The sequence below is a fragment of the Pantoea sp. PNA 14-12 genome, from assembly GCF_004364735.1.
GTDB lineage: Bacteria > Pseudomonadota > Gammaproteobacteria > Enterobacterales > Enterobacteriaceae > Pantoea > Pantoea stewartii.
Map to the genome: position 1 here is coordinate 464817 of NZ_SOAJ01000001.1, position 18862 is coordinate 483678.

Sequence of the window (18862 nt, forward strand, 5' to 3'; positions counted from 1 at the left end):
GACTGAGGGCCTTAGCCAGCGACGGACACTATGAGCGAGAACAACAACAACCGCGACCCACACCAGAAAGACACAGAAAACGCGCCCGATAAAAACAGCCCAGAACACGATAGCCAAAGCGATAACGACGAGAAACCGCGTAAGCGTCCCGGCAAAAAGCCGTTAATTATTTTGGCGGTCGTCGTGGTGGTGATGTTGATCGTGGCGTTCTTCTTCTGGTTTACCACCCGTAATGAAGAAACGACTGACGATGCGTTTACCGAAGGCAACGCAGTGACTATCGCAGCGAAAGCCTCGGGTTACGTCGTAAAATTGCTGGTGAAAGACAACCAGCGCGTGAAGAAGGGCGATCTGCTGGTGGAAATCGATCCCAGCGATAACGAAGCCCAGCGCGCGCAGGCAAAAGCACAGCTTGGCCTGGCCATGGCACAGTTGCACCAGGCTCAGGCGCAACTGGCACTGTCGCGCGTTCAGTACCCGGCGCAACGCGACCAGGCGCTGGCCGATCAGGCCAAAGCCGAGGCCAACTACCTGAATGCGCAGGCGGATTACCGTCGTCAGCGCGGCGTCGATCCCCGCGCCACCAGTCAACGCAATATTGATTCAGCCTCGGCGCAGTTACGCTCCGCGCAGGCACAACTGCAAAGCGCCAAAGCTCAGGTGGAAGTCGCCTCGCAGGTGGCCCTGCAAATCCGTCAGCAGGAAACCAATGTTGAAGCGCGTCAGGAACAGGTCGAGCAGGCAAAAGCCCAACTGAATGTGGCCGAGCTGAATCTGTCTTACACCCAGGTTCGTGCTCCTTACGACGGGTTTGTGACTAAGCGAAATGTCCAGTTGGGAACGTTGGTTCAGGCGGGCAGCGCCTTGTTCTCACTGGTTTCCCCGGATATCTGGATCACCGCCAACTTTAAAGAGTCACAGCTGGAGCGAATGAATCCCGGCGACAAGGTAACCATCAGCGTGGATGCCTGGCCTGACATGAAACTTGAAGGCCACGTCGACAGCATCCAGATGGGCACCGGTTCGCGCTTTTCGACCTTCCCGGCGGAGAATGCCACGGGCAACTACGTGAAAATCGTTCAGCGCGTGCCGGTCAAGATTGTGATTGATAAAGGACTGGATCCTAACCGTCCACTGCCACTGGGCTTATCGGTTGAACCGAAGGTAACCGTGGAATGAGTGAATCGCAGAGCTGGAAACCCGCCAGTAATCCGTGGCTCGTAGCCATTACGGTAACGCTGGCGGTATTTATGGAAATCCTGGATACCACCATCGTGAACGTGGCCCTCCCACATATCGCCGGTTCGCTCTCATCCAGTTACGATGAATCCACCTGGGTGCTAACCTCGTACCTCGTGGCGAACGGCATTGTGCTGCCCATCTCTGCCTTCTTCAGTCGTTTATTTGGCCGTAAACAGTTTTTCTTAATCTGTATCGTCATGTTCACGATCTGCTCATTCCTGTGTGGTATTGCCACCGAACTCTGGCAGATCATTCTGTTCCGCGTCCTGCAAGGGTTTTTCGGCGGCGGCCTGCAGCCTGTGCAGCAGTCGGTGCTGCTCGACTACTTTAAACCTGAGGATCGGGGCAAAGCGTTTGGCCTTTCCTCGATTGCGATTATCGTGGCGCCTGTTATCGGCCCGACGCTGGGCGGCTGGATTACGGATAACTACAGCTGGCGCTGGGTGTTCTTTATCAATATCCCGGTCGGTATCCTGACGATCATGGCCATTTTGCCGCTGCTGGAAGATCCGCCATGGGAGCGCAAGTGGGCCAAGGGCAAACTGAAAATTGACTACATCGGTATCGGTTTAATTACGCTGGGCCTGGGCTGCCTGCAGGTAATGCTGGATCGGGGTGAAGATGAGGACTGGTTTGCGTCGCACTTTATTGTGTTATTCGCGGTACTGGCGCTGGTAGGCATTGTCGGAGCCGTCTACTGGCTAATGTATGCCCGCAAACCGGTGGTCGACATTCTGGTAATGAAAGACCGTAACTTCTGGGTTGCGGGCCTGCTCATGGCCGGGATGGCGATGATTCTGTATGGTAGTTCCGTCGTGCTGCCTCAACTGGCCCAGCAGGATCTGGGTTATACGGCGACCTGGTCAGGGCTGGTGCTTTCACCCGGAGCCGTGCTGATTGTGCTGACGATTCCGCTGGTGCTTAAGCTGATGCCGGTCGTGCAAACCCGCTATATCATCGCATTTGGTTTTAGCTGCCTGGCCCTGGCGTTTTTCTACTCGTCCACGTTAACGCCCAATGTCGATTTCTCCACGCTGGTCATGATGCGCAGTGCGCAGTCTATTGGCCTGGGCTTCCTGTTTGTGCCGCTGACCACCATTGCCTTCATTACCATCCCACAACGCCTGAACGCGGATGCATCAGCATTATTTACGATGTTCCGTAACGTTGCGGGTTCGATTGGCATCTCGTTATCCACGGCGGCAATTACGGAGCGGGAGCAGGCGCGTTCGGCCCACATGGTGCACAACATGACGCCGTTAAATGAACAATTTAACATTACCGTTCAGCATTGGGCGCAGGCGATTCGCGACTTTACGTCGGCGGTGGGCGATCCCGTGACGCTGGCAACCGGCCAGCTCTATAAAGAGATGATTGTCCAGTCACGCATTCTGGCTTATATCGACGTCTTTTCAGGCTTAAGTATTGTCGCCCTGATTTTGATTCCATTTTGTTGGCTGCTGTCGCCCGTCAAAAGCGAAGGCAGTGCAGGAGCACACTGACATGAAGGTTATGACTACGTATCGCCTGAATCCCTTTACCTTGTTGCTGACGTTATCGCTGGCAGGTTGCAGCGTGGGCCCGGACTACCAGGCGCCAAAACCTCAGCTGCCGGGCAGCTACCACGCGCTGGATTCTCAGGAGCGCTCGAAACCGCAGACGTCGGCAGTGGATACGCGCTGGTGGCGCAACTTCAACGATCCCCAACTGGACAGCCTGATTGCCCGCGCAATCGCGGGTAATCTGTCGTTGCAGCAGACCGTCCTGCGCATTGCGGGCGCGCGCGAGCAGTTATCTCAGGCGCAGGGCGGCTTGTTTCCCAGCCTGAACGGTTCGGCAAAAGTCACGCGTCAGCAACTGGGGCTGGAAGGTTTGCTGAAAGCGAATGGGGTCAATGACCAGGTGGACAGCACTGTCGCCAGCCAGTTGAACGGGCTGACGCAGCCCGTCACCTTATATCAGGGCAGCTTCGATGCCAGTTGGGAACTGGATCTGTGGGGCAAGGTACGACGTCAGATCGAATCAGCCAATGCACAGCAACAGGCGGCCATTGAGCAACGTAACGATGCGCTGGTGTCGCTGGAAGCGGAAGTTGTCCGTGCCTGGTTACAACTGCGTGGGGCACAGGCAACCGTCAACACGCTGCAACAGCAAATCGCGGTGGCGGATCAGACCTGGCAACTGACACAAAGCCAGCAGCGCAATGGCCTGGCGCCGTTAACCGATGTGGAAAATGCCCGGGCGCAGTTGAGCAGTTTACAGGCGCAGCTACCGCAGTATCAGGCGCAAACGCGTCAGGCGATGAACGGTCTGGCTGTGCTTATCGGTAAAACCCCCGGCGCGCTGGATGCAGAACTGCAGACGCCGAAAGCGCTGCCAGCCTTGCCGAATGCGGTCGCGGTCGGCATTCCCTCAACCTTAGCGCGTCGACGCCCGGATATTCGCCAGGCAGAGGCGAAACTCCATGCGCAAACCGCCGGGATCGGCGTTTCTGTCGCACAGCTATTCCCCAGCCTCTCTCTTACCGGACAGTTGGGCGTGCGCAATACCGATGCCAGTTATCTGGACGACTGGAGCAGCCACTTCTATAGCGTGGGGCCTTCGCTGTCGATTCCCCTTTTTCAGGGAGGCCGGCTGGTTTCCAGCGTGAAGCTTGCACGTGCTCAACAGGCCAGCGCGGCGCTGGATTATCGCCAGACGGTGCTGACGGCTTTGCAGGATGTCGAAAACGCCCTTGTGAGTTACCGGGCCGATCAGCAGCGCGTCACGGCGCTGGACGAAACGACCGGTGCACTGCAACGGACCTTTGATTTGGCGAGCGACAGCTATCGCCAGGGATTATCGACCTTCCTTGAGGTGCTTGATGCGCAGCGCCAGCTCGCCCAGGCCGAGGAGCAGGCAACACAGGCGCGCATGCAAAGCGGGCTGGATCTGGTGGCGCTCTACAAAGCGCTGGGCGGCGGCTGGGAAACCTATCAAAACGTTCAGCTCCCTCAGTATGACGTGTTTGGACCTGCGACCCAGGTAAATTAATCCTTCAGGCCGTGGCCTTGCGGCAGACCACGGCCTGTTATCAGACAGTGTAATACCTGCGCTTTATTATTTATCTGTTATATCGTTCAGTAAACTCATTTAATCACCCTTAAAGCTGGTGGTTTAAAAGGGTTGCTGGCTATTTAGCCGGCGCACTTACTGTGAAGCATAAATTGTCTGTAAATGTATTCAACCTTATAACGGCTGTGAAACGCCGTCGCCTTGCCTGTGCCGATGCAGCATTTTTGTCGGGGAGTGAAGGGGGACAAAGGCAATATCCCCACATTTTATTCGCCATAAAGCCGATATTATTGTGGCGAAGCGCGATAAACCTCGTACCCGACGTCAGCTATTTTGTTCACAGACCGCGTGTTCCGGGCGGAGAACGTCTGAGTCAGGACAGGCAAATTAATCCAAATTCTTCACCGGTGTTAAAAAATATTCAGCGTTAAAATTTAAAAGCGCATAGCGAATTCATACAGTAAGTGTAATCAATGAAATCGTTTACATTGTGCAAGGATAGCAGGCATTTAGTGTTAATTTGAGGTTAATTATCTCTCCACATAAGCATTCTGAATACTTCACTGACATTTAAAAAACCTATCGGAATTATCTGTAGTAATAAATTAATTTATTTTTTTATTTGAATTAGGTAATCTTGACGCTACAGTTTAATTAAACCCCTTAATCAAGGATATTGTGATGAGTGACGCATTTAAAGTTCTAAACAACATTCGCACATTACGTGCCCAGGCTCGTGAACTGCCACTGAGCGATCTGGAAGAAATTCTTGAGAAATTGACCGTTGTAGTAACGGAACGTCGTGAAGAAGCGCACGCTGAAGAACAACAGAATCGTGAAAAAGAAGAGAAGTTATCGAAATATCGCGAAATGCTGTTGGCTGATGGCATCGATCCTAATGAATTATTAGGTGCGCTGGAGCAGGGTAAAAAACGCACTAAGCGTGCGCCACGTCCGGCTAAATATTCTTACACCGACGAAAATGGCGAGAAAAAATCATGGACCGGCCAGGGCCGCACGCCAGCAGCAATTAAAAAAGCGCTGGACGAAGGTAAAAGCCTGGACAGCTTCCTGATCGATTAATCGACACAATCCTTGTAAGTGGTAGCCGGCGACATTTATGTCGCCGGCTTTTTTTATTTAAAAAACCCTGCTCTTTGCTTTATTACTCTCGCTGTCATGCACCCGGTGTGGCGTGCGCAGGTAGGGCTTCCCCTCTGCGCAGCGTCCGGTACGTTTAGCCAGCGGCTGGGTTAAGCGGCAAACGTACGGGCAGTGAAAATAAAAAGTCATGCGTTTTCAACAGACACTCATGCAAGGGTAGCCGGAGACTGGCGTGCGCTACGTCAAATCTGGCATAATAGCCGCCGTTTTCCATCCACTCTCTTCACTAAGGTCAATGCCGTGTTAGTTAGCAGCAATATCACCATGCAGTTTGGCAGCAAGCCACTGTTCGAAAATATCTCCGTTAAATTTGGCGGCGGTAATCGGTACGGTTTAATCGGTGCGAACGGCAGCGGAAAATCCACCTTCATGAAGATTTTGGGTGGCGATTTGGTGCCGTCGGGCGGCAATGTTTCCTACGATCCCAATGAACGTATTGGTAAATTACGCCAGGACCAGTTCGCCTTTGAACAATATAGTGTGATTGATACGGTAATCATGGGGCACCATGAATTATGGGAAGTGAAACAGGAACGTGACCGTATTTATTCCCTGCCCGAAATGAGCGAAGAGGAAGGCTACAAAGTCGCAGACCTGGAAGTACAGTATGGCGAAATGGATGGTTACAGCGCGGAATCGCGCGCCGGTGAATTATTACTTGGCGTGGGTATCCCGGTTGAACAGCATTACGGGCCGATGAGCGAAATTGCGCCAGGCTTTAAATTACGCGTTCTTTTAGCCCAGGCCTTGTTTTCTAATCCGGATATTTTGCTGCTGGACGAACCGACCAACAACCTGGATATCGATACCATCCGTTGGCTGGAGCAGGTGTTAAACGAACGCGACAGCACCATGATTATCATTTCGCACGACCGTCACTTCCTCAATATGGTCTGCACGCACATGGCCGATCTGGACTATGGCGAGCTGCGCGTTTATTCCGGTAATTATGATGAATATATGACCGCGGCCACCCAGGCGCGTGAACGTCTGTTAGCGGATAACGCCAAGAAAAAAGCGCAAATTGCCGATCTGCAGTCGTTTGTCAGCCGCTTTAGTGCCAACGCTTCTAAATCGCGTCAGGCCACCTCGCGCGCTAAACAAATGGATAAAATAAAGCTGGAAGAAGTGAAAGCCTCCAGCCGTCAGAATCCATATATCCGTTTTGAACAGGATAAGAAACTGTTCCGTAATGCGCTGGAAGTGGAAGGCCTGACGAAAGGCTTTGATAACGGTCCTCTGTTCAAAAATCTTAATCTGCTGCTGGAAGTCGGTGAAAAACTGGCAATATTAGGGGCTAACGGTATTGGTAAATCCACGCTGTTAAAAACCCTGGTTGGCGAACTGACGCCAGAAAGCGGCAGCGTTAAATGGTCCGAGAATGCCAAAATTGGCTATTACGCGCAGGACCACGCAGACGATTTTGCTGACGATCTGACGGTTTTTGACTGGATGAGTCAGTGGAAGCAGCCGGGCGATGATGAGCAGGCCGTACGCGGTATTCTTGGCCGCCTGTTGTTCTCTCAGGACGACATTAAAAAGCCCGCGAAGGTGCTGTCAGGTGGTGAGAAAGGGCGCATGCTGTTCGGCAAGCTGATGATGCAGAAGCCTAACATTCTGATTATGGATGAACCCACCAACCACCTGGATATGGAATCCATCGAGTCATTAAACATGGCGCTGGAAATGTATGAAGGCACGCTGATTTTCGTTTCCCATGACCGTGAATTCGTCAGCTCACTGGCGACGCGTGTAATGGAAATCAAGGCGGATCGCATCGTCGATTTCACCGGGAATTACGAAGACTACCTGCGCAGTCAGGGCATCGTTTAAGGCCTGCGGGGTAGCGCTGACTACCCCATTTTCTTTCGTGCATTGCCCCGCCTTTTGTAATCGCTCACGCTCAGCGTTCAATCAGACCGGCTTTTAGTCTCTGCACTCAGAATGGCCACAGACTTCACAATTCGGATCCTGTGCGACATGCATCGTGCGAAACTCTGCGCGCATGGCATCATACATGAGCAAACGTGAGCGCGCGGGCGTGCCAAACCGGGTCAGCAGTTTTATCGCTTCCATCGCCTGCATGGCACCGACAACGCCCACCAGCGGCGCCATTACACCGGCTTCCACGCAGCTGAGCACCTGAGCGCCAAACAAACGGCTGATACAGCGGTAGCAGGGCGCACCAGGCTGCCAGTCAAACACACTCAACTGACCTTCCATGCGAATCGCCGCGCCCGAAACCAGAGGCACCTTCAGTTCATAACAAAGCCGGTTAAGCTGTTCACGCACGCTGACATTATCCGTGCAGTCGACCACAACCTGCTGCCTGGCGATGAGCGCCCGCAACGCGTTATCGTCCAACTGGCCGTGGACAGGATATAACTGACAGTGGGGATTGATCTCCGCCAGGCGTGCCCGGGCGGATTCGACCTTGGCCCGACCAATATCCGCATCATGATGCAGAATCTGTCGCTGCAGGTTTGAGAGCGAAACCGTATCAAAATCCAGCAGAGACAGGTGACCGACGCCCGCTGCCGCCAGATAAGGGGCGGCTGCACAGCCTAAACCGCCCAGGCCCACGACCAACACATGGCTGGCCTTCAGGGCTTCCTGTCCGTCAAAGTCAAACCCCCGCAGGACAATTTGCCGGTTATAGCGCAGCATTTCCTCGTGGCTGAGTTCGGGCAGCATTTATCCCTCCAGCAGGGCGTTGAAGGGCTCAACATTCACCCATTCTCCCGCCTCGACATAGCCGCGCTCACGCTCCAGTACGATAAAGCAGTTAGCCTGTGAAAACGAGCTGTACACATGCGAACCCTGGGCACCCGTGCTGACGACTTCTGTTTCACCCTCAGCATTTCGCCGCAGCACACCGCGCTGAAAATCCAGACGGCCCGGCGATTTTTTCAGTGCGCTTGCTGTACGCACGCGCTGACGTGGCGGTAAAGCCGAAGCTGACTGTCCGGTCAGACGGGCCAGCAGGGGCTGCACCAGTTGATAAAAGGTCACGACGGCCGAGACCGGATTGCCGGGCAGGCCGCAGAACCAGCTGTTTGCCAGGCGGCCAAAGGCGAAAGGTTTGCCCGGTTTAATGGCCAGCTTCCAGAAGCGAATGCTGCCCAGTTCCTCCAGCATCGCCTTAGTAAAGTCGGCTTCACCGACAGAGACACCGCCGGTGCTGATGACCACATCGGCCTGGCGATCGGCGTCCATAAAGGCAGCCCGAAGGGCGACCGGATCGTCGCGAACAATGCCAAGATCGATCACCTCGCAGCCCAGCTTATGCAGCATGAGGGAGATGGCAAACCGGTTGGTGTCATAGATTTGCCCGTCAGACAGCGGCTGGCCCACGGGTTGCAGCTCATCCCCGGTGGAGAAAATTGCCACGCGCAGTTTGCGCAGCACCTTCACCGTGGCGATGCCTAATGAGGCCAGCAACGGCAGTTCCGCAGCGCCCAGGCGCACGCCAGGCGCAAGGACCTGATGGCCTGCCCGAATATCATCGCCGATCAGGCGGATGTTTTGTCCGGCTTTTACGGGCGCATCAATAACAATCTGTTCGCCCTGCAGATGGGTTTGCTCCTGCATGACGACGGCATCGCAGCCGTCCGGTACCGGCGCGCCCGTCATGATTCTGATGACGCTGCCCGCAGGCCAGTCACCCGAAAACGGCGCACCGGCAAAGGCTTTACCGGCAACCGTTAAGGGCTGACCCTCTTGTACATCAGCAAGCCTGACGGCATAACCGTCCATGGCTGAGTTGTTAAAAGGCGGTACATCAATGGGGGAGGTCACGCTGCAGGCGGTGATGCGCCCGGCCGCGTCGGTCAGGGGCACATCCAGGGATTCGGTGATGGGCGTCAGTTGCGCCAGCATCTTCTGTTGCGCGTCTTCAAGGGAAATCAGTCCGGCAGTAAAGCTTTCCATTATTGTCTCAGTCTGTCTGTTGCAATTGCTGACTATTATGGTGGCTTTTATCCTCAGAGTCACATCGGTATAAGCCACAACGAAAGGTTATTAGCGCGGGACCAGTTTCCGCTTTACAAGCTATGGCGGGCTTTCTATATTCAAAAATACGCTAACAAGACGTAAAACCATTCAAAATCAGTGTTTTTCCTTCTGATGCAACCACAGGGTAACGCAGTATGGCTAAAGCAGTGATCGCCATTCATGGCGGCGCAGGCGCAATTACGCGTGCTGACATGAGCGCAGAGAAAGAACAGGCTTATCGTCAGGCGCTTCACGATATTGTGACACATGGCCAAACCCTGCTGGCGCAGGGCGCATCCGCGCTGGATGTGGTGACTGAAGCGGTGCGCAGGCTGGAAGAGTGCCCGCTGTTTAATGCGGGTAAAGGGGCTGTGTTTACCCATCAGGGCACGCATGAGCTGGATGCCAGCATCATGGATGGCAGAACGCTGCAGGCTGGGGCAGTGGCGGGCGTCTCCCGGCTGCGCAACCCGGTACTGGCAGCGCGTGCGCTGTTAGACCACAGCCCGCATGTCCTGTTGATTGGGGAAGGGGCCGAAGCCTTTGCGTTTGCGCAGGGGCTTGAGCAGGTTGAACCGGATTTCTTTTCCACGCCTGAACGCCTGGAGCAACTGCAACGGGCGCTGCGCAGCGATGCCGCTGTGCTTGACCACGATGGCGCCGCCCAGGGCGGCGATCCTCTTGACCCGGATCGTAAGTTTGGCACGGTCGGTGCCGTGGCGCTGGATTTGGCGGGAAACCTGGCGGCGGCGACATCGACCGGCGGCATGACCAATAAACAGCAGGGGCGCGTAGGCGACTCACCGTTGCCTGGCGCAGGCTGCTATGCCAGTAACGACAGCGCGGCGGTGTCCTGCACCGGCACTGGCGAAGTGTTTATCCGCACCCTGGCGGCCTACGATGTGGCGGCACAAATGCGTTACGCCGGGCGGACATTACAACAGGCCAGCGTCAATGTGATTCATGACAGCGTGCTGGAGCTGGGCGGCAGCGGTGGGCTGATTGCGGTTGATCGGGAGGGCAATGTGGCACTGCCGTTCAACAGCGAAGGCATGTACCGGGCTGTTGCCCGGGTGGATGACGTCGCAGAGGTCGCAATTTACCGTGAAAGCTAACAGCCAGCCTGACAGGCTCCCTCTGTCTCCCGAACAGGTGTTGGCGGTGCGCGACCTGAACGTACGTTTTCACCATGACGGCCAGGTGACCGAAGCCGTGCGTCATCTTTCACTTGATGTGTTTCGCGGCGAAACGCTGGCTTTAGTGGGCGAGTCCGGCTCGGGCAAATCCGTCACCTCACTGGCGATCATGCGCCTGTTGGCGCAGGACAGCGCAGAGGTCAGTGGCGAGATACGGCTGCGTCGGCGCAGTGGTGAGGCACTGGATCTGATGCGGATGCCGCACGGTCAGATGCGCAGGGTGCGCGGCGCGGATATGGCCATGATTTTCCAGGAACCGATGACCTCGCTGAATCCGGTGTTTACGGTAGGCGATCAGATCGCAGAATCCATTCGACTGCATCAGGGTAAAAGCCAGTCCGAAGCCCTGACGGAAGCGCGTCGTATGCTGGATCGGGTACGCATTCCTGACGCACAAAGTATGCTGCGCCGTTATCCTCACCAGCTTTCCGGCGGTATGCGGCAGCGCGTGATGATTGCGATGGCCCTGTCGTGTAAGCCTGCGCTGCTGATTGCCGACGAGCCGACCACTGCCCTGGACGTGACGATTCAGGCCCAGATCCTGCAACTGATCCGCGAGCTGCAGAAAGAGATGCAGATGGGCGTGATTTTTATCACTCACGATATGGGCGTGGTGGCGGAAATGGCGGACCGCGTCCAGGTGATGTATCGCGGTGAGGTGCTGGAAAACGCCCCTACCGCCGAGCTGTTCAGTGCACCGCAGCAGCCTTACACCCGGGCGTTGCTGGCCGCTGTCCCGACCCTGGGTGCGATGCAGGACCAGCCGCTGCCCGCGAAATTTCCTCTCCTGCTTAACGATGCGGCACCCGACGTACCGCAAAATACCGTACGTCACGATCGCCCGCCCATCCTGCAGGTGCGCAATCTGGTCACGCGCTTCGATATTCGCTCAGGATTACTGAATCGCGTAACAAGCCGGGTGCATGCGGTCGAGAACATCAGCTTTGATCTGTATGCAGGCGAAACGCTGGCGCTGGTAGGGGAGTCCGGGTGCGGTAAATCGACCACCGGACGTTCACTGCTGAAACTGGTCGCCAGTCAGGGAGGCAGCATTACCTTTGACGGGCAGCGTATTAACGATCTTTCGGGAGCGGCGCTGGCGCATCTGCGGCGCGATATTCAGTTTATCTTCCAGGACCCTTATGCATCGCTCGATCCGCGCCTGACGGTGGGATTTTCGATTATGGAGCCGCTGCTGGTTCACAAGGTGATGCCACGACGCGAAGCGGAACAGCGCGTGGCCTGGTTACTGGAAAAGGTTGGCTTACTGCCGGAACACGCAAAGCGTTATCCGCATGAGTTTTCGGGTGGCCAGCGTCAGCGTATCTGCATCGCGCGGGCACTGGCGCTGAACCCCAAAGTGGTGATTGCCGATGAGTCGGTGTCCGCGCTTGATGTCTCCATTCAGGCACAAATCATCAACCTGATGCTCGACCTTCAGCGTGAATTTGGTATCGCCTTTTTGTTTATTTCCCATGATATGGCGGTGGTTGAGCGCATCAGCCACCGCGTAGCGGTGATGTATCTTGGACAGATTGTGGAAATCGGCCCACGTCAGTCGGTATTCGGGCAGCCACATCATCCTTATACCCAAAAATTAATGGCCGCCGTGCCGGTTGCCGACCCGACACGTCGGCAACGCGAGCGCAGTCTGCTGGTCGATGAGATCCCCAGCCCGATTCGTGCACTGGGCGATGAACCCGAACGGGTTTCGCTGATGGAAGTGGCCCCCGGTCATTTTGTGGCTCGCTCTGCCACCAGCGCGATCTGAAATAATACGCTATCGCCACGGCGATAAATCAGACAGGGATTACAGGAGAAAACAATGCAGATAACGATGCGTAGAAGCTTACTGGCAGCAGGGATATTAAGTAGCGTCATGACGCTGCCCGCCTGGGCCGCGGGTGATGCGGTGATCGCCGTCGCCTCTAATTTCACCACGCTTGATCCCTATGACGCTAACGACACCTTGTCCCAGGCGGTCGCGAAATCATTTTATCAGGGGCTGTTTGGCTTTGATAAAGATATGAAACTGACCAATGTGCTGGCGGACAGTTACACGGTGAGCGGCGATGGCCTGACCTACACCATTAAGCTGCACTCAGGCGTGAAGTTTCAGGATGGCACCGACTTTAATGCCGAGGCGGTCAAGGTCAACCTGGATCGGGCCAGTAATCCCGACAACCATCTCAAACGTTATAACCTGTTTAAATACATCGCCAGCACGGAAGCGGTCGATCCCACGACGGTGAAAATTACGCTGAAGCAGCCGTTCTCGGCCTTTATTAATATTCTGGCGCACCCTGCGGCGGTGATGATTTCCCCTGCCGCCCTGAAAAAATACGGTAAGGACATCGGTTTTCATCCGGTGGGCACCGGGCCGTTCGAATTTGTGACCTGGAATCAGACCGATTTTGTGAAGGTGAAGAAATGGGACGGCTACTGGAAAAAAGGCTATCCCAAACTCGACAGCATTACGTGGCGCCCGGTCGTGGATAACAATACGCGTGCGGCCATGCTGCAGACCGGTGAAGCGAACTTTGCCTTCCCGGTGCCTTATGAGCAGGCCAAATTGCTGGAGAAGGACAGCAAGCTGGACGTGGTGGTATCGCCCTCCATCATGCAGCGCTACATCAGCCTGAATGTGACACAAAAACCGTTTGATAATCCGAAAGTGCGTGAGGCGCTGGAGTACGCGATCAACCGCCAGGCACTGGTTAAAGTTGCGTTCGCCGGTTATGCCACACCTGCTACCGGCGTAGTGCCTCCCTCTATTGCCTATGCGCAAACGTATCCGCCCATTCCTTACGATCCCGCTAAAGCAAAAGCGTTGCTGAAAGAAGCGGGTTATCCGAACGGTTTCGACACCACGCTCTGGTCGTCGCATAACCACAGCACGGCACAGAAAGTGTTGCAGTTTGTTCAGCAGCAACTGGCACAGGTCGGCGTGAAGGTGAAAGTGACCGCGATGGATGCGGGACAGCGCGCAGCGGAAGTGGAAGGCAAGGGCCAGAAAGAGAGCGGCGTGCGCATGTTCTACACTGGCTGGTCAGCCTCAACGGGTGAAGCCGACTGGGCGCTGACGCCGTTGTTCGCAACCGCAGCCTGGCCACCGGCGATCTTCAACACGGCGTTTTACAGCAATCCGAAGGTGGATAAAGACCTGGCCGACGCGCTGAAAACGACCGATCAGGCGGAAAAAGCCAAACTGTATAAAGATGCGCAGGACACCATCTGGAACGATCATCCGTGGATCCCGCTGGTGGTGGAGCAACTGGTGTCCGCACACAGCAAAAACCTGAGCGGTTTTTACATGATGCCGGATACGTCATTCAGTTTTGATGACGCCGAGATGAAGTAAGTCGCCGGACCTGTTCTGTCCTGAACAGGATGTGTGATGCCCGGTGCCTCGTCAGCAATGAGGCACCGGGCAGGTCAGCTGCGCTGCTGACTGTTGTGTGGGATGTCACATGGTTAACTATTTTCTTAAACGCCTGCTGGGCCTGATTCCCACGCTGTTTATCGTGGCAGTGCTGGTGTTTCTGTTTGTCCATCTGCTGCCGGGCGATCCGGCGCGGCTGATTGCCGGACAGGAAGCCGATGCGTCTGTGGTGGCATTGGTCCGTCAGGAGCTGGGCCTGGATAAACCGCTGCCGGTGCAGTTCGTGCACTTTATCGTCAATGCGCTGCAGGGGGATTTTGGTCAGTCGCTGGTTTCCCGGCGTCCGGTTTCGGCGGAAATCGCTACGCGTTTTATGCCAACCCTGTGGCTGACGCTCACCAGCATGGTGTGGGCGGTGATCCTGGGCATGGCGATCGGCATTGTTTCGGCCGTATGGCGCAATCGCTGGCCGGATCGCCTCGGCATGACGCTCGCGGTTTCGGGTATCTCTTTTCCGGCTTTTGCCCTGGGCATGTTACTGATGGACGTGTTTTCCGTCCAGTTGGGCTGGTTGCCAACGGTGGGCGCAGACAGCTGGCAGCACTATATTTTGCCTTCCCTCACGCTGGGCGCGGCGGTAGCGGCTGTGATGGCCCGTTTCACCCGGGCATCCTTTGTGGAGGTGATGCAGGAAGATTACATGCGCACCGCGCGTGCCAAAGGCGTCAGTGAGTACCGCGTGGTGATTAAGCACGGTCTGCGGAATGCCATGATACCGGTGGTCACCATGATGGGCCTGCAGTTTGGTTTCCTGCTGGGTGGCTCGATTGTGGTTGAGGTCGTGTTCAACTGGCCGGGGCTGGGACGCCTGCTGGTGGATTCGGTACAGATGCGTGACTATCCGGTGATTCAGGCAGAGGTATTGCTGTTTTCGCTGGAGTTTATTTTGATCAATCTGATTGTCGATATGCTGTATGCCGTCATTAACCCGGCGATTCGCTTTAAGGACACCTGATGAAAAACTGGCGACGGGAAGCGGCACTCAAACACATGCCACTGCTGGACAGCAACCGGGTAAGAACGCCCTGGCGGGAATTCTGGCGACGCTTTCGTCGTCAGCCGGTCGCTCTGCTGGCGGGCCTGTTTGTCCTGGTGCTGATCGTACTGGCGTTTACGGCACCGTATGTTGCGCCATTCGATGCAGAAAATTACTTTGATTACGACCGACTCAACGACGGCCCCTCACTGGTGCACTGGTTTGGCGTGGATTCACTGGGACGCGATATCTTTAGCCGCGTGCTGGTGGGAACCCGAATTTCGCTTCTCGCCGGCTTCGTTTCCGTCGCGATAGGGGCGATAGTGGGGACGCTGGCAGGACTGCTGGCGGGCTACTATGAAGGCTGGTGGGACAGGATCACCATGCGCATCTGCGACGTGCTGTTTGCGTTTCCCGGCATTTTGCTGGCCATTGCCGTCGTGGCCATCATGGGCAGTGGCATCAGTAACGTCATTATCGCCGTGGCGATATTCAGTATTCCCGCCTTTGCCCGCCTGGTGCGCGGCAATACGCTGGTACTGAAACGGCAAACCTACATCGAATCAGCCCGCAGTATCGGAGCGTCAGACTGGACGATCATGATACGTCACCTGCTGCCCGGCACGGTATCCTCTATTGTGGTGTACTTCACCATGCGCATCGGGACCTCGATTATCACCGCCGCAAGCCTGTCATTTCTGGGGCTGGGCGCGCAGCCACCGACGCCAGAGTGGGGCGCGATGCTCAACGAAGCGCGCGCGGATATGGTTATCGCGCCGCACGTGGCGATTTTTCCGGCACTGGCTATTTTTTTCACGGTTTTAGCCTTTAATTTGCTTGGCGACGGGCTACGTGACGCACTTGATCCTAAACTGAAGACATGAAACCTTTTGACTATGAACAAGACTTCAGCACTATCGACTTCCGCAAACATCCTGAACGTTATCAGGTCGGGCGCGGTGAGCAGGGCGTGCTGATGGTCCAGCCCTATAAAGGCGAAATCCTGCCGCACTGGCGTTTTCGTACCGTTGAGGTTGCGAAAGCCTCGGCAGAAGAAATCATGCGGCTGTTCGAAGCCTATCGTCAGCAGGATGACTTTGTGGGCATGGACATGGCGCGCAAATTTATTCAAATGGGCTACACCCGTGCGCGCCGCTACAGCAACCATAAGGGCGGACGGAAATACGATGCGGAGGGCAAGGAGTTGCCCCGGGGCAGGGACGAAGAAAAGGCCGCTGCGGCGGCCATTTTCAAAGCGTACTGGGATAAGCTACGGGCAGATGACGACTATCTGGCGCGCAAAAAAGCGCACCAGCAGAAGTATGGTTAGACGCGGCTCGCCCACAAATCGTATTCGTCAGCATGTTCCACTTTGACTCGCAGAACATCGCCCGGCTTAACGTTGCTCTCGCCATTCAGGTAGACGGCACCATCGATCTCTGGCGCGTCAGCCATGCTGCGACCAATCGCGCCTTCTTCATCGACTTCATCGATGATGACCATAATTTCACGGCCGATTTTTTCCTGCAGGCGCTCGGCAGAGATCTGCTGCTGCAACTGCATAAAGCGGTCATAACGTTCCTGTTTCACTGCGTCATCGACCGGATCGGGTAACTGGTTTGCCGTTGCGCCTTCAACCGGGCTGTACTGGAAGCAACCCACACGATCCAGACGCGCTTCTTTAATAAAGTCGAGCAGCATCTGGAAGTCTTCTTCGGTTTCGCCGGGGAAGCCTACAATAAATGTTGAGCGCAGCGTCAGCGTCGGGCAGATCTCACGCCAGCGCTTAATGCGCTCCAGCGTGCGTTCCACGGCACCCGGACGCTTCATCAGCTTCAGAATGCGTGGGCTGGCGTGCTGAAGCGGGATATCCAGATACGGCAGAATCTTGCCTTCTGCCATCAGTGGAATCACGTCGTCCACGTGAGGATAAGGATAAACATAATGCAGGCGAACCCACACGCCGAGTTTCGCTAACTGCTCGCACAGGCTCACCATGCTGGTTTTCACCGGCGCGCCGTTCCAGAACCCTGTGCGGTGTTTCACGTCCACGCCGTAAGCCGAGGTATCCTGCGAAATGACCAGCAACTCTTTCACGCCCGCTTCAACCAGCCGTTTTGCTTCGTCCAGCACTTCGCCAATGGCACGACTGTCGAGATCGCCGCGCATAGACGGGATGATACAGAAGGTGCAGCGATGGTTGCAGCCTTCAGAAATTTTCAGGTAAGCGTAATGACGCGGCGTCAGCTTCACGCCCTGTTGCGGCACCAGACTCAGGAACGGATTATGTTGGGGCTTCGGCACGTAGCGGTGCACGTGCGACAGCACTTGTTCATAGCTGTGCGGACCGGTGATTTCCAGTACCTTCGGGTGCACTTCGCGAATCTGGTCGACTTTCGCTCCCAGGCAGCCGGTCACAATCACCTTGCCGTTTTCGTTCAGGGCTTCACCGATCGCTTCCAGCGATTCCTGGACGGCGCTGTCGATGAATCCGCAGGTGTTGACGATAACGATTTCCGCATCGTCATAGCGTGGGACCACCTCATAGCCCTCGGTGCGCAGTTCCGTCAGAATGCGCTCAGAGTCGACAAGGTTTTTGGGGCAGCCAAGCGAGACAAATCCCACGCGCGGCGGCAGTGTAGTAGTAGTGGACATAAGGTGGTTTCCGGTTCAGCACAGCAATGGCGCGCGATTTTACCTGTGTTGCGATGAAAATTGTAGCGTTATCTGACCTCAGGCATAACAGTGTAAAGTCACGCAAAAAACCGTAAAGGGTTCCCGAGAGTGACAGGCGTTTAAGCCGATGATCGGAAAGGAAGAAAACCGCAGTAACCCGCCGTTTTGCAAAAGGATTTCTAATAAATAGCTAAAAATTAATTCGTTAATTTTCTTATCAATGCAGGTGATAACGCCATTTGACGGTCATATTGTTGGTTGATATTTGCTTGTTTTCATTAATAATGATTCGCTTAACAAGTGCTGAGAGCCTGGCCTTTCAGACAATGACGTGGATAATGTGAGAGCAAAATAATGAAAGAGATCATTAACGGGTTTCTGAGTTTTCAGCAGACTGTCTTTCCTGAAAGAGAGGCGCTGTTTAAAAGTCTGGCCTCAAATCAGAACCCGAAAGCCCTGTTTATCTCTTGCTCAGACAGCCGTCTGGTGCCGGAGCTGGTCACGCAGCAGGAACCCGGGCAGCTATTCGTTATCCGTAATGCGGGCAACATTGTGCCGTCTTTTGGGCCGGAGCCGGGTGGCGTGTCAGCCACCATTGAGTATGCGGTGATGGTGCTGGGCGTTTCTGACATCATCATCTGTGGTCACTCTAACTGCGGTGCGATGAACGCGATTTCGTCCTGTGCCTGCATGGACAGCATGCCAGCCGTCGAGCACTGGCTGCGCTTTGCCGATGCGGCCAAAGCGGTGGTGGAGCAGCGTGACTATGAATCACCCGAGAAAAAGCTCAACGCTATGGTGCAGGAGAACGTGATTGCGCAGCTAAACAACATGAAAACCCATCCTTCGGTGTCGGTAGGGTTACGTCAGGGCAAGCTGCGTCTGCATGGCTGGGTTTACGACATTGAGTCGGGCACCATTCTGGCGCTCACGCCGGGCGGTAAAGAGTTCATCTCGCTGGCGGATAATCCCGAGACCTTTTTCGAGTAAGTTCCGTTTGCCCGCGCCGTTCAGGTCGCGGGCCCCTTACCGCCTGTTTTTTCATCCCGTCTTTATCACGCCCACGCTGTTTAATCTTTTGTAAATCCTCAACATCATGCCGGACAGGCTGACTACGCT

General features: G+C 55.3%; 15 protein-coding genes. 12 read left to right on the forward strand and 3 right to left on the reverse strand.

The features are described from left to right. The first annotated feature begins 30 nt into the window (after window positions 1–30). The 5 genes from C7434_RS02325 (at window position 31) to C7434_RS02345 (ending at window position 7293) form a co-directional block, all read left to right on the forward strand. Window positions 31–1179: an HlyD family secretion protein gene (locus C7434_RS02325; RefSeq protein WP_033737680.1), complete on the forward strand. Its 1149-nt coding sequence runs from the start codon at window positions 31–33 to the stop codon at window positions 1177–1179. Continuing rightward, window positions 1176–2744 (forward strand): DHA2 family efflux MFS transporter permease subunit, encoded by a 1569-nt coding sequence (locus C7434_RS02330; RefSeq protein ID WP_033737679.1) that lies wholly within the window; start codon window positions 1176–1178, stop codon window positions 2742–2744. Before C7434_RS02325 ends, C7434_RS02330 begins: the two co-directional genes overlap by 4 nt. Before the next feature lies 1 nt (window position 2745). Next, window positions 2746–4275, forward strand: coding sequence for an efflux transporter outer membrane subunit (locus C7434_RS02335; RefSeq protein ID WP_058701048.1), 1530 nt, complete (start codon window positions 2746–2748; stop codon window positions 4273–4275). 702 nt (window positions 4276–4977) lie between these two features. Next, entirely contained in the window at window positions 4978–5379 is a 402-nt protein-coding gene (locus C7434_RS02340; protein WP_014606234.1) for an H-NS family nucleoid-associated regulatory protein, read from the forward strand. A gap of 321 nt (window positions 5380–5700) precedes the next feature. Beyond that, complete coding sequence (locus C7434_RS02345) at window positions 5701–7293, forward strand: ABC-F family ATPase (protein ID WP_039341417.1); 1593 nt, start codon at window positions 5701–5703, stop codon at window positions 7291–7293. Window positions 7294–7386: 93 nt separating this feature from the next. Here the strand turns inward: C7434_RS02345 and moeB are convergent, their stop codons facing one another. Next, window positions 7387–8154 (reverse strand): molybdopterin-synthase adenylyltransferase MoeB, encoded by a 768-nt coding sequence (moeB, locus tag C7434_RS02350; protein WP_039341414.1) that lies wholly within the window; start codon window positions 8152–8154, stop codon window positions 7387–7389. Continuing rightward, window positions 8155–9390, reverse strand: coding sequence for a molybdopterin molybdotransferase MoeA (gene moeA / locus C7434_RS02355; RefSeq protein ID WP_133745105.1), 1236 nt, complete (start codon window positions 9388–9390; stop codon window positions 8155–8157). It abuts the gene before it with no gap. 218 nt (window positions 9391–9608) lie between these two features. Between moeA and C7434_RS02360 the strand changes: the two genes are divergently transcribed. From C7434_RS02360 to C7434_RS02385, 6 genes are all read left to right on the forward strand, one after another. Continuing rightward, a complete protein-coding gene (locus tag C7434_RS02360) occupies window positions 9609–10568 on the forward strand; it encodes an isoaspartyl peptidase/L-asparaginase (protein ID WP_133745106.1) in 960 nt (319 codons plus the stop codon). Beyond that, window positions 10531–12420, forward strand: coding sequence for a dipeptide ABC transporter ATP-binding protein (locus C7434_RS02365; RefSeq protein WP_133745107.1), 1890 nt, complete (start codon window positions 10531–10533; stop codon window positions 12418–12420). Before C7434_RS02360 ends, C7434_RS02365 begins: the two co-directional genes overlap by 38 nt. Window positions 12421–12474: 54 nt before the next feature. Further along, complete coding sequence (gene gsiB, locus C7434_RS02370) at window positions 12475–14010, forward strand: glutathione ABC transporter substrate-binding protein GsiB (RefSeq protein WP_033737674.1); 1536 nt, start codon at window positions 12475–12477, stop codon at window positions 14008–14010. Window positions 14011–14119: 109 nt separating this feature from the next. Beyond that, window positions 14120–15046 (forward strand): glutathione ABC transporter permease GsiC, encoded by a 927-nt coding sequence (gsiC, locus tag C7434_RS02375; RefSeq protein WP_058701044.1) that lies wholly within the window; start codon window positions 14120–14122, stop codon window positions 15044–15046. Next, window positions 15046–15951: a glutathione ABC transporter permease GsiD gene (gene gsiD / locus C7434_RS02380; RefSeq protein WP_039341402.1), complete on the forward strand. Its 906-nt coding sequence runs from the start codon at window positions 15046–15048 to the stop codon at window positions 15949–15951. The genes gsiC and gsiD overlap by 1 nt, the downstream gene beginning before the upstream one ends. Beyond that, window positions 15948–16397, forward strand: coding sequence for a DUF4385 domain-containing protein (locus tag C7434_RS02385; protein WP_033737673.1), 450 nt, complete (start codon window positions 15948–15950; stop codon window positions 16395–16397). Before gsiD ends, C7434_RS02385 begins: the two co-directional genes overlap by 4 nt. Here C7434_RS02385 and rimO read toward each other — a convergent pair. Then, window positions 16394–17722 carry a 30S ribosomal protein S12 methylthiotransferase RimO gene (gene rimO, locus C7434_RS02390; protein ID WP_039341398.1) on the reverse strand — a complete coding sequence of 443 codons (1329 nt, stop codon included), beginning with the start codon at window positions 17720–17722 and terminating at the stop codon, window positions 16394–16396. The genes C7434_RS02385 and rimO overlap by 4 nt on opposite strands. Before the next feature lie 375 nt (window positions 17723–18097). Between rimO and C7434_RS02395 the strand changes: the two genes are divergently transcribed. Further along, window positions 18098–18733 carry a carbonic anhydrase gene (locus C7434_RS02395; protein WP_033737671.1) on the forward strand — a complete coding sequence of 212 codons (636 nt, stop codon included), beginning with the start codon at window positions 18098–18100 and terminating at the stop codon, window positions 18731–18733. The last annotated feature ends 129 nt before the right edge of the window (window positions 18734–18862 follow it).

Coding starts and splice junctions, on each gene's coding strand:
- C7434_RS02325 (WP_033737680.1), top strand. CDS start 31: ATGAGCGAGAACAACAACAACCGCGACCCACACCAGAAAGACACAGAA.
- C7434_RS02330 (WP_033737679.1), top strand. CDS start 1,176: ATGAGTGAATCGCAGAGCTGGAAACCCGCCAGTAATCCGTGGCTCGTA.
- C7434_RS02335 (WP_058701048.1), top strand. CDS start 2,746: ATGAAGGTTATGACTACGTATCGCCTGAATCCCTTTACCTTGTTGCTG.
- C7434_RS02340 (WP_014606234.1), top strand. CDS start 4,978: ATGAGTGACGCATTTAAAGTTCTAAACAACATTCGCACATTACGTGCC.
- moeB (WP_039341414.1), bottom strand. CDS start 8,154: ATGCTGCCCGAACTCAGCCACGAGGAAATGCTGCGCTATAACCGGCAA.
- moeA (WP_133745105.1), bottom strand. CDS start 9,390: ATGGAAAGCTTTACTGCCGGACTGATTTCCCTTGAAGACGCGCAACAG.
- C7434_RS02360 (WP_133745106.1), top strand. CDS start 9,609: ATGGCTAAAGCAGTGATCGCCATTCATGGCGGCGCAGGCGCAATTACG.
- C7434_RS02365 (WP_133745107.1), top strand. CDS start 10,531: ATGACGTCGCAGAGGTCGCAATTTACCGTGAAAGCTAACAGCCAGCCT.
- gsiB (WP_033737674.1), top strand. CDS start 12,475: ATGCAGATAACGATGCGTAGAAGCTTACTGGCAGCAGGGATATTAAGT.
- gsiC (WP_058701044.1), top strand. CDS start 14,120: ATGGTTAACTATTTTCTTAAACGCCTGCTGGGCCTGATTCCCACGCTG.
- gsiD (WP_039341402.1), top strand. CDS start 15,046: ATGAAAAACTGGCGACGGGAAGCGGCACTCAAACACATGCCACTGCTG.
- C7434_RS02385 (WP_033737673.1), top strand. CDS start 15,948: ATGAAACCTTTTGACTATGAACAAGACTTCAGCACTATCGACTTCCGC.
- rimO (WP_039341398.1), bottom strand. CDS start 17,722: ATGTCCACTACTACTACACTGCCGCCGCGCGTGGGATTTGTCTCGCTT.
- C7434_RS02395 (WP_033737671.1), top strand. CDS start 18,098: ATGAAAGAGATCATTAACGGGTTTCTGAGTTTTCAGCAGACTGTCTTT.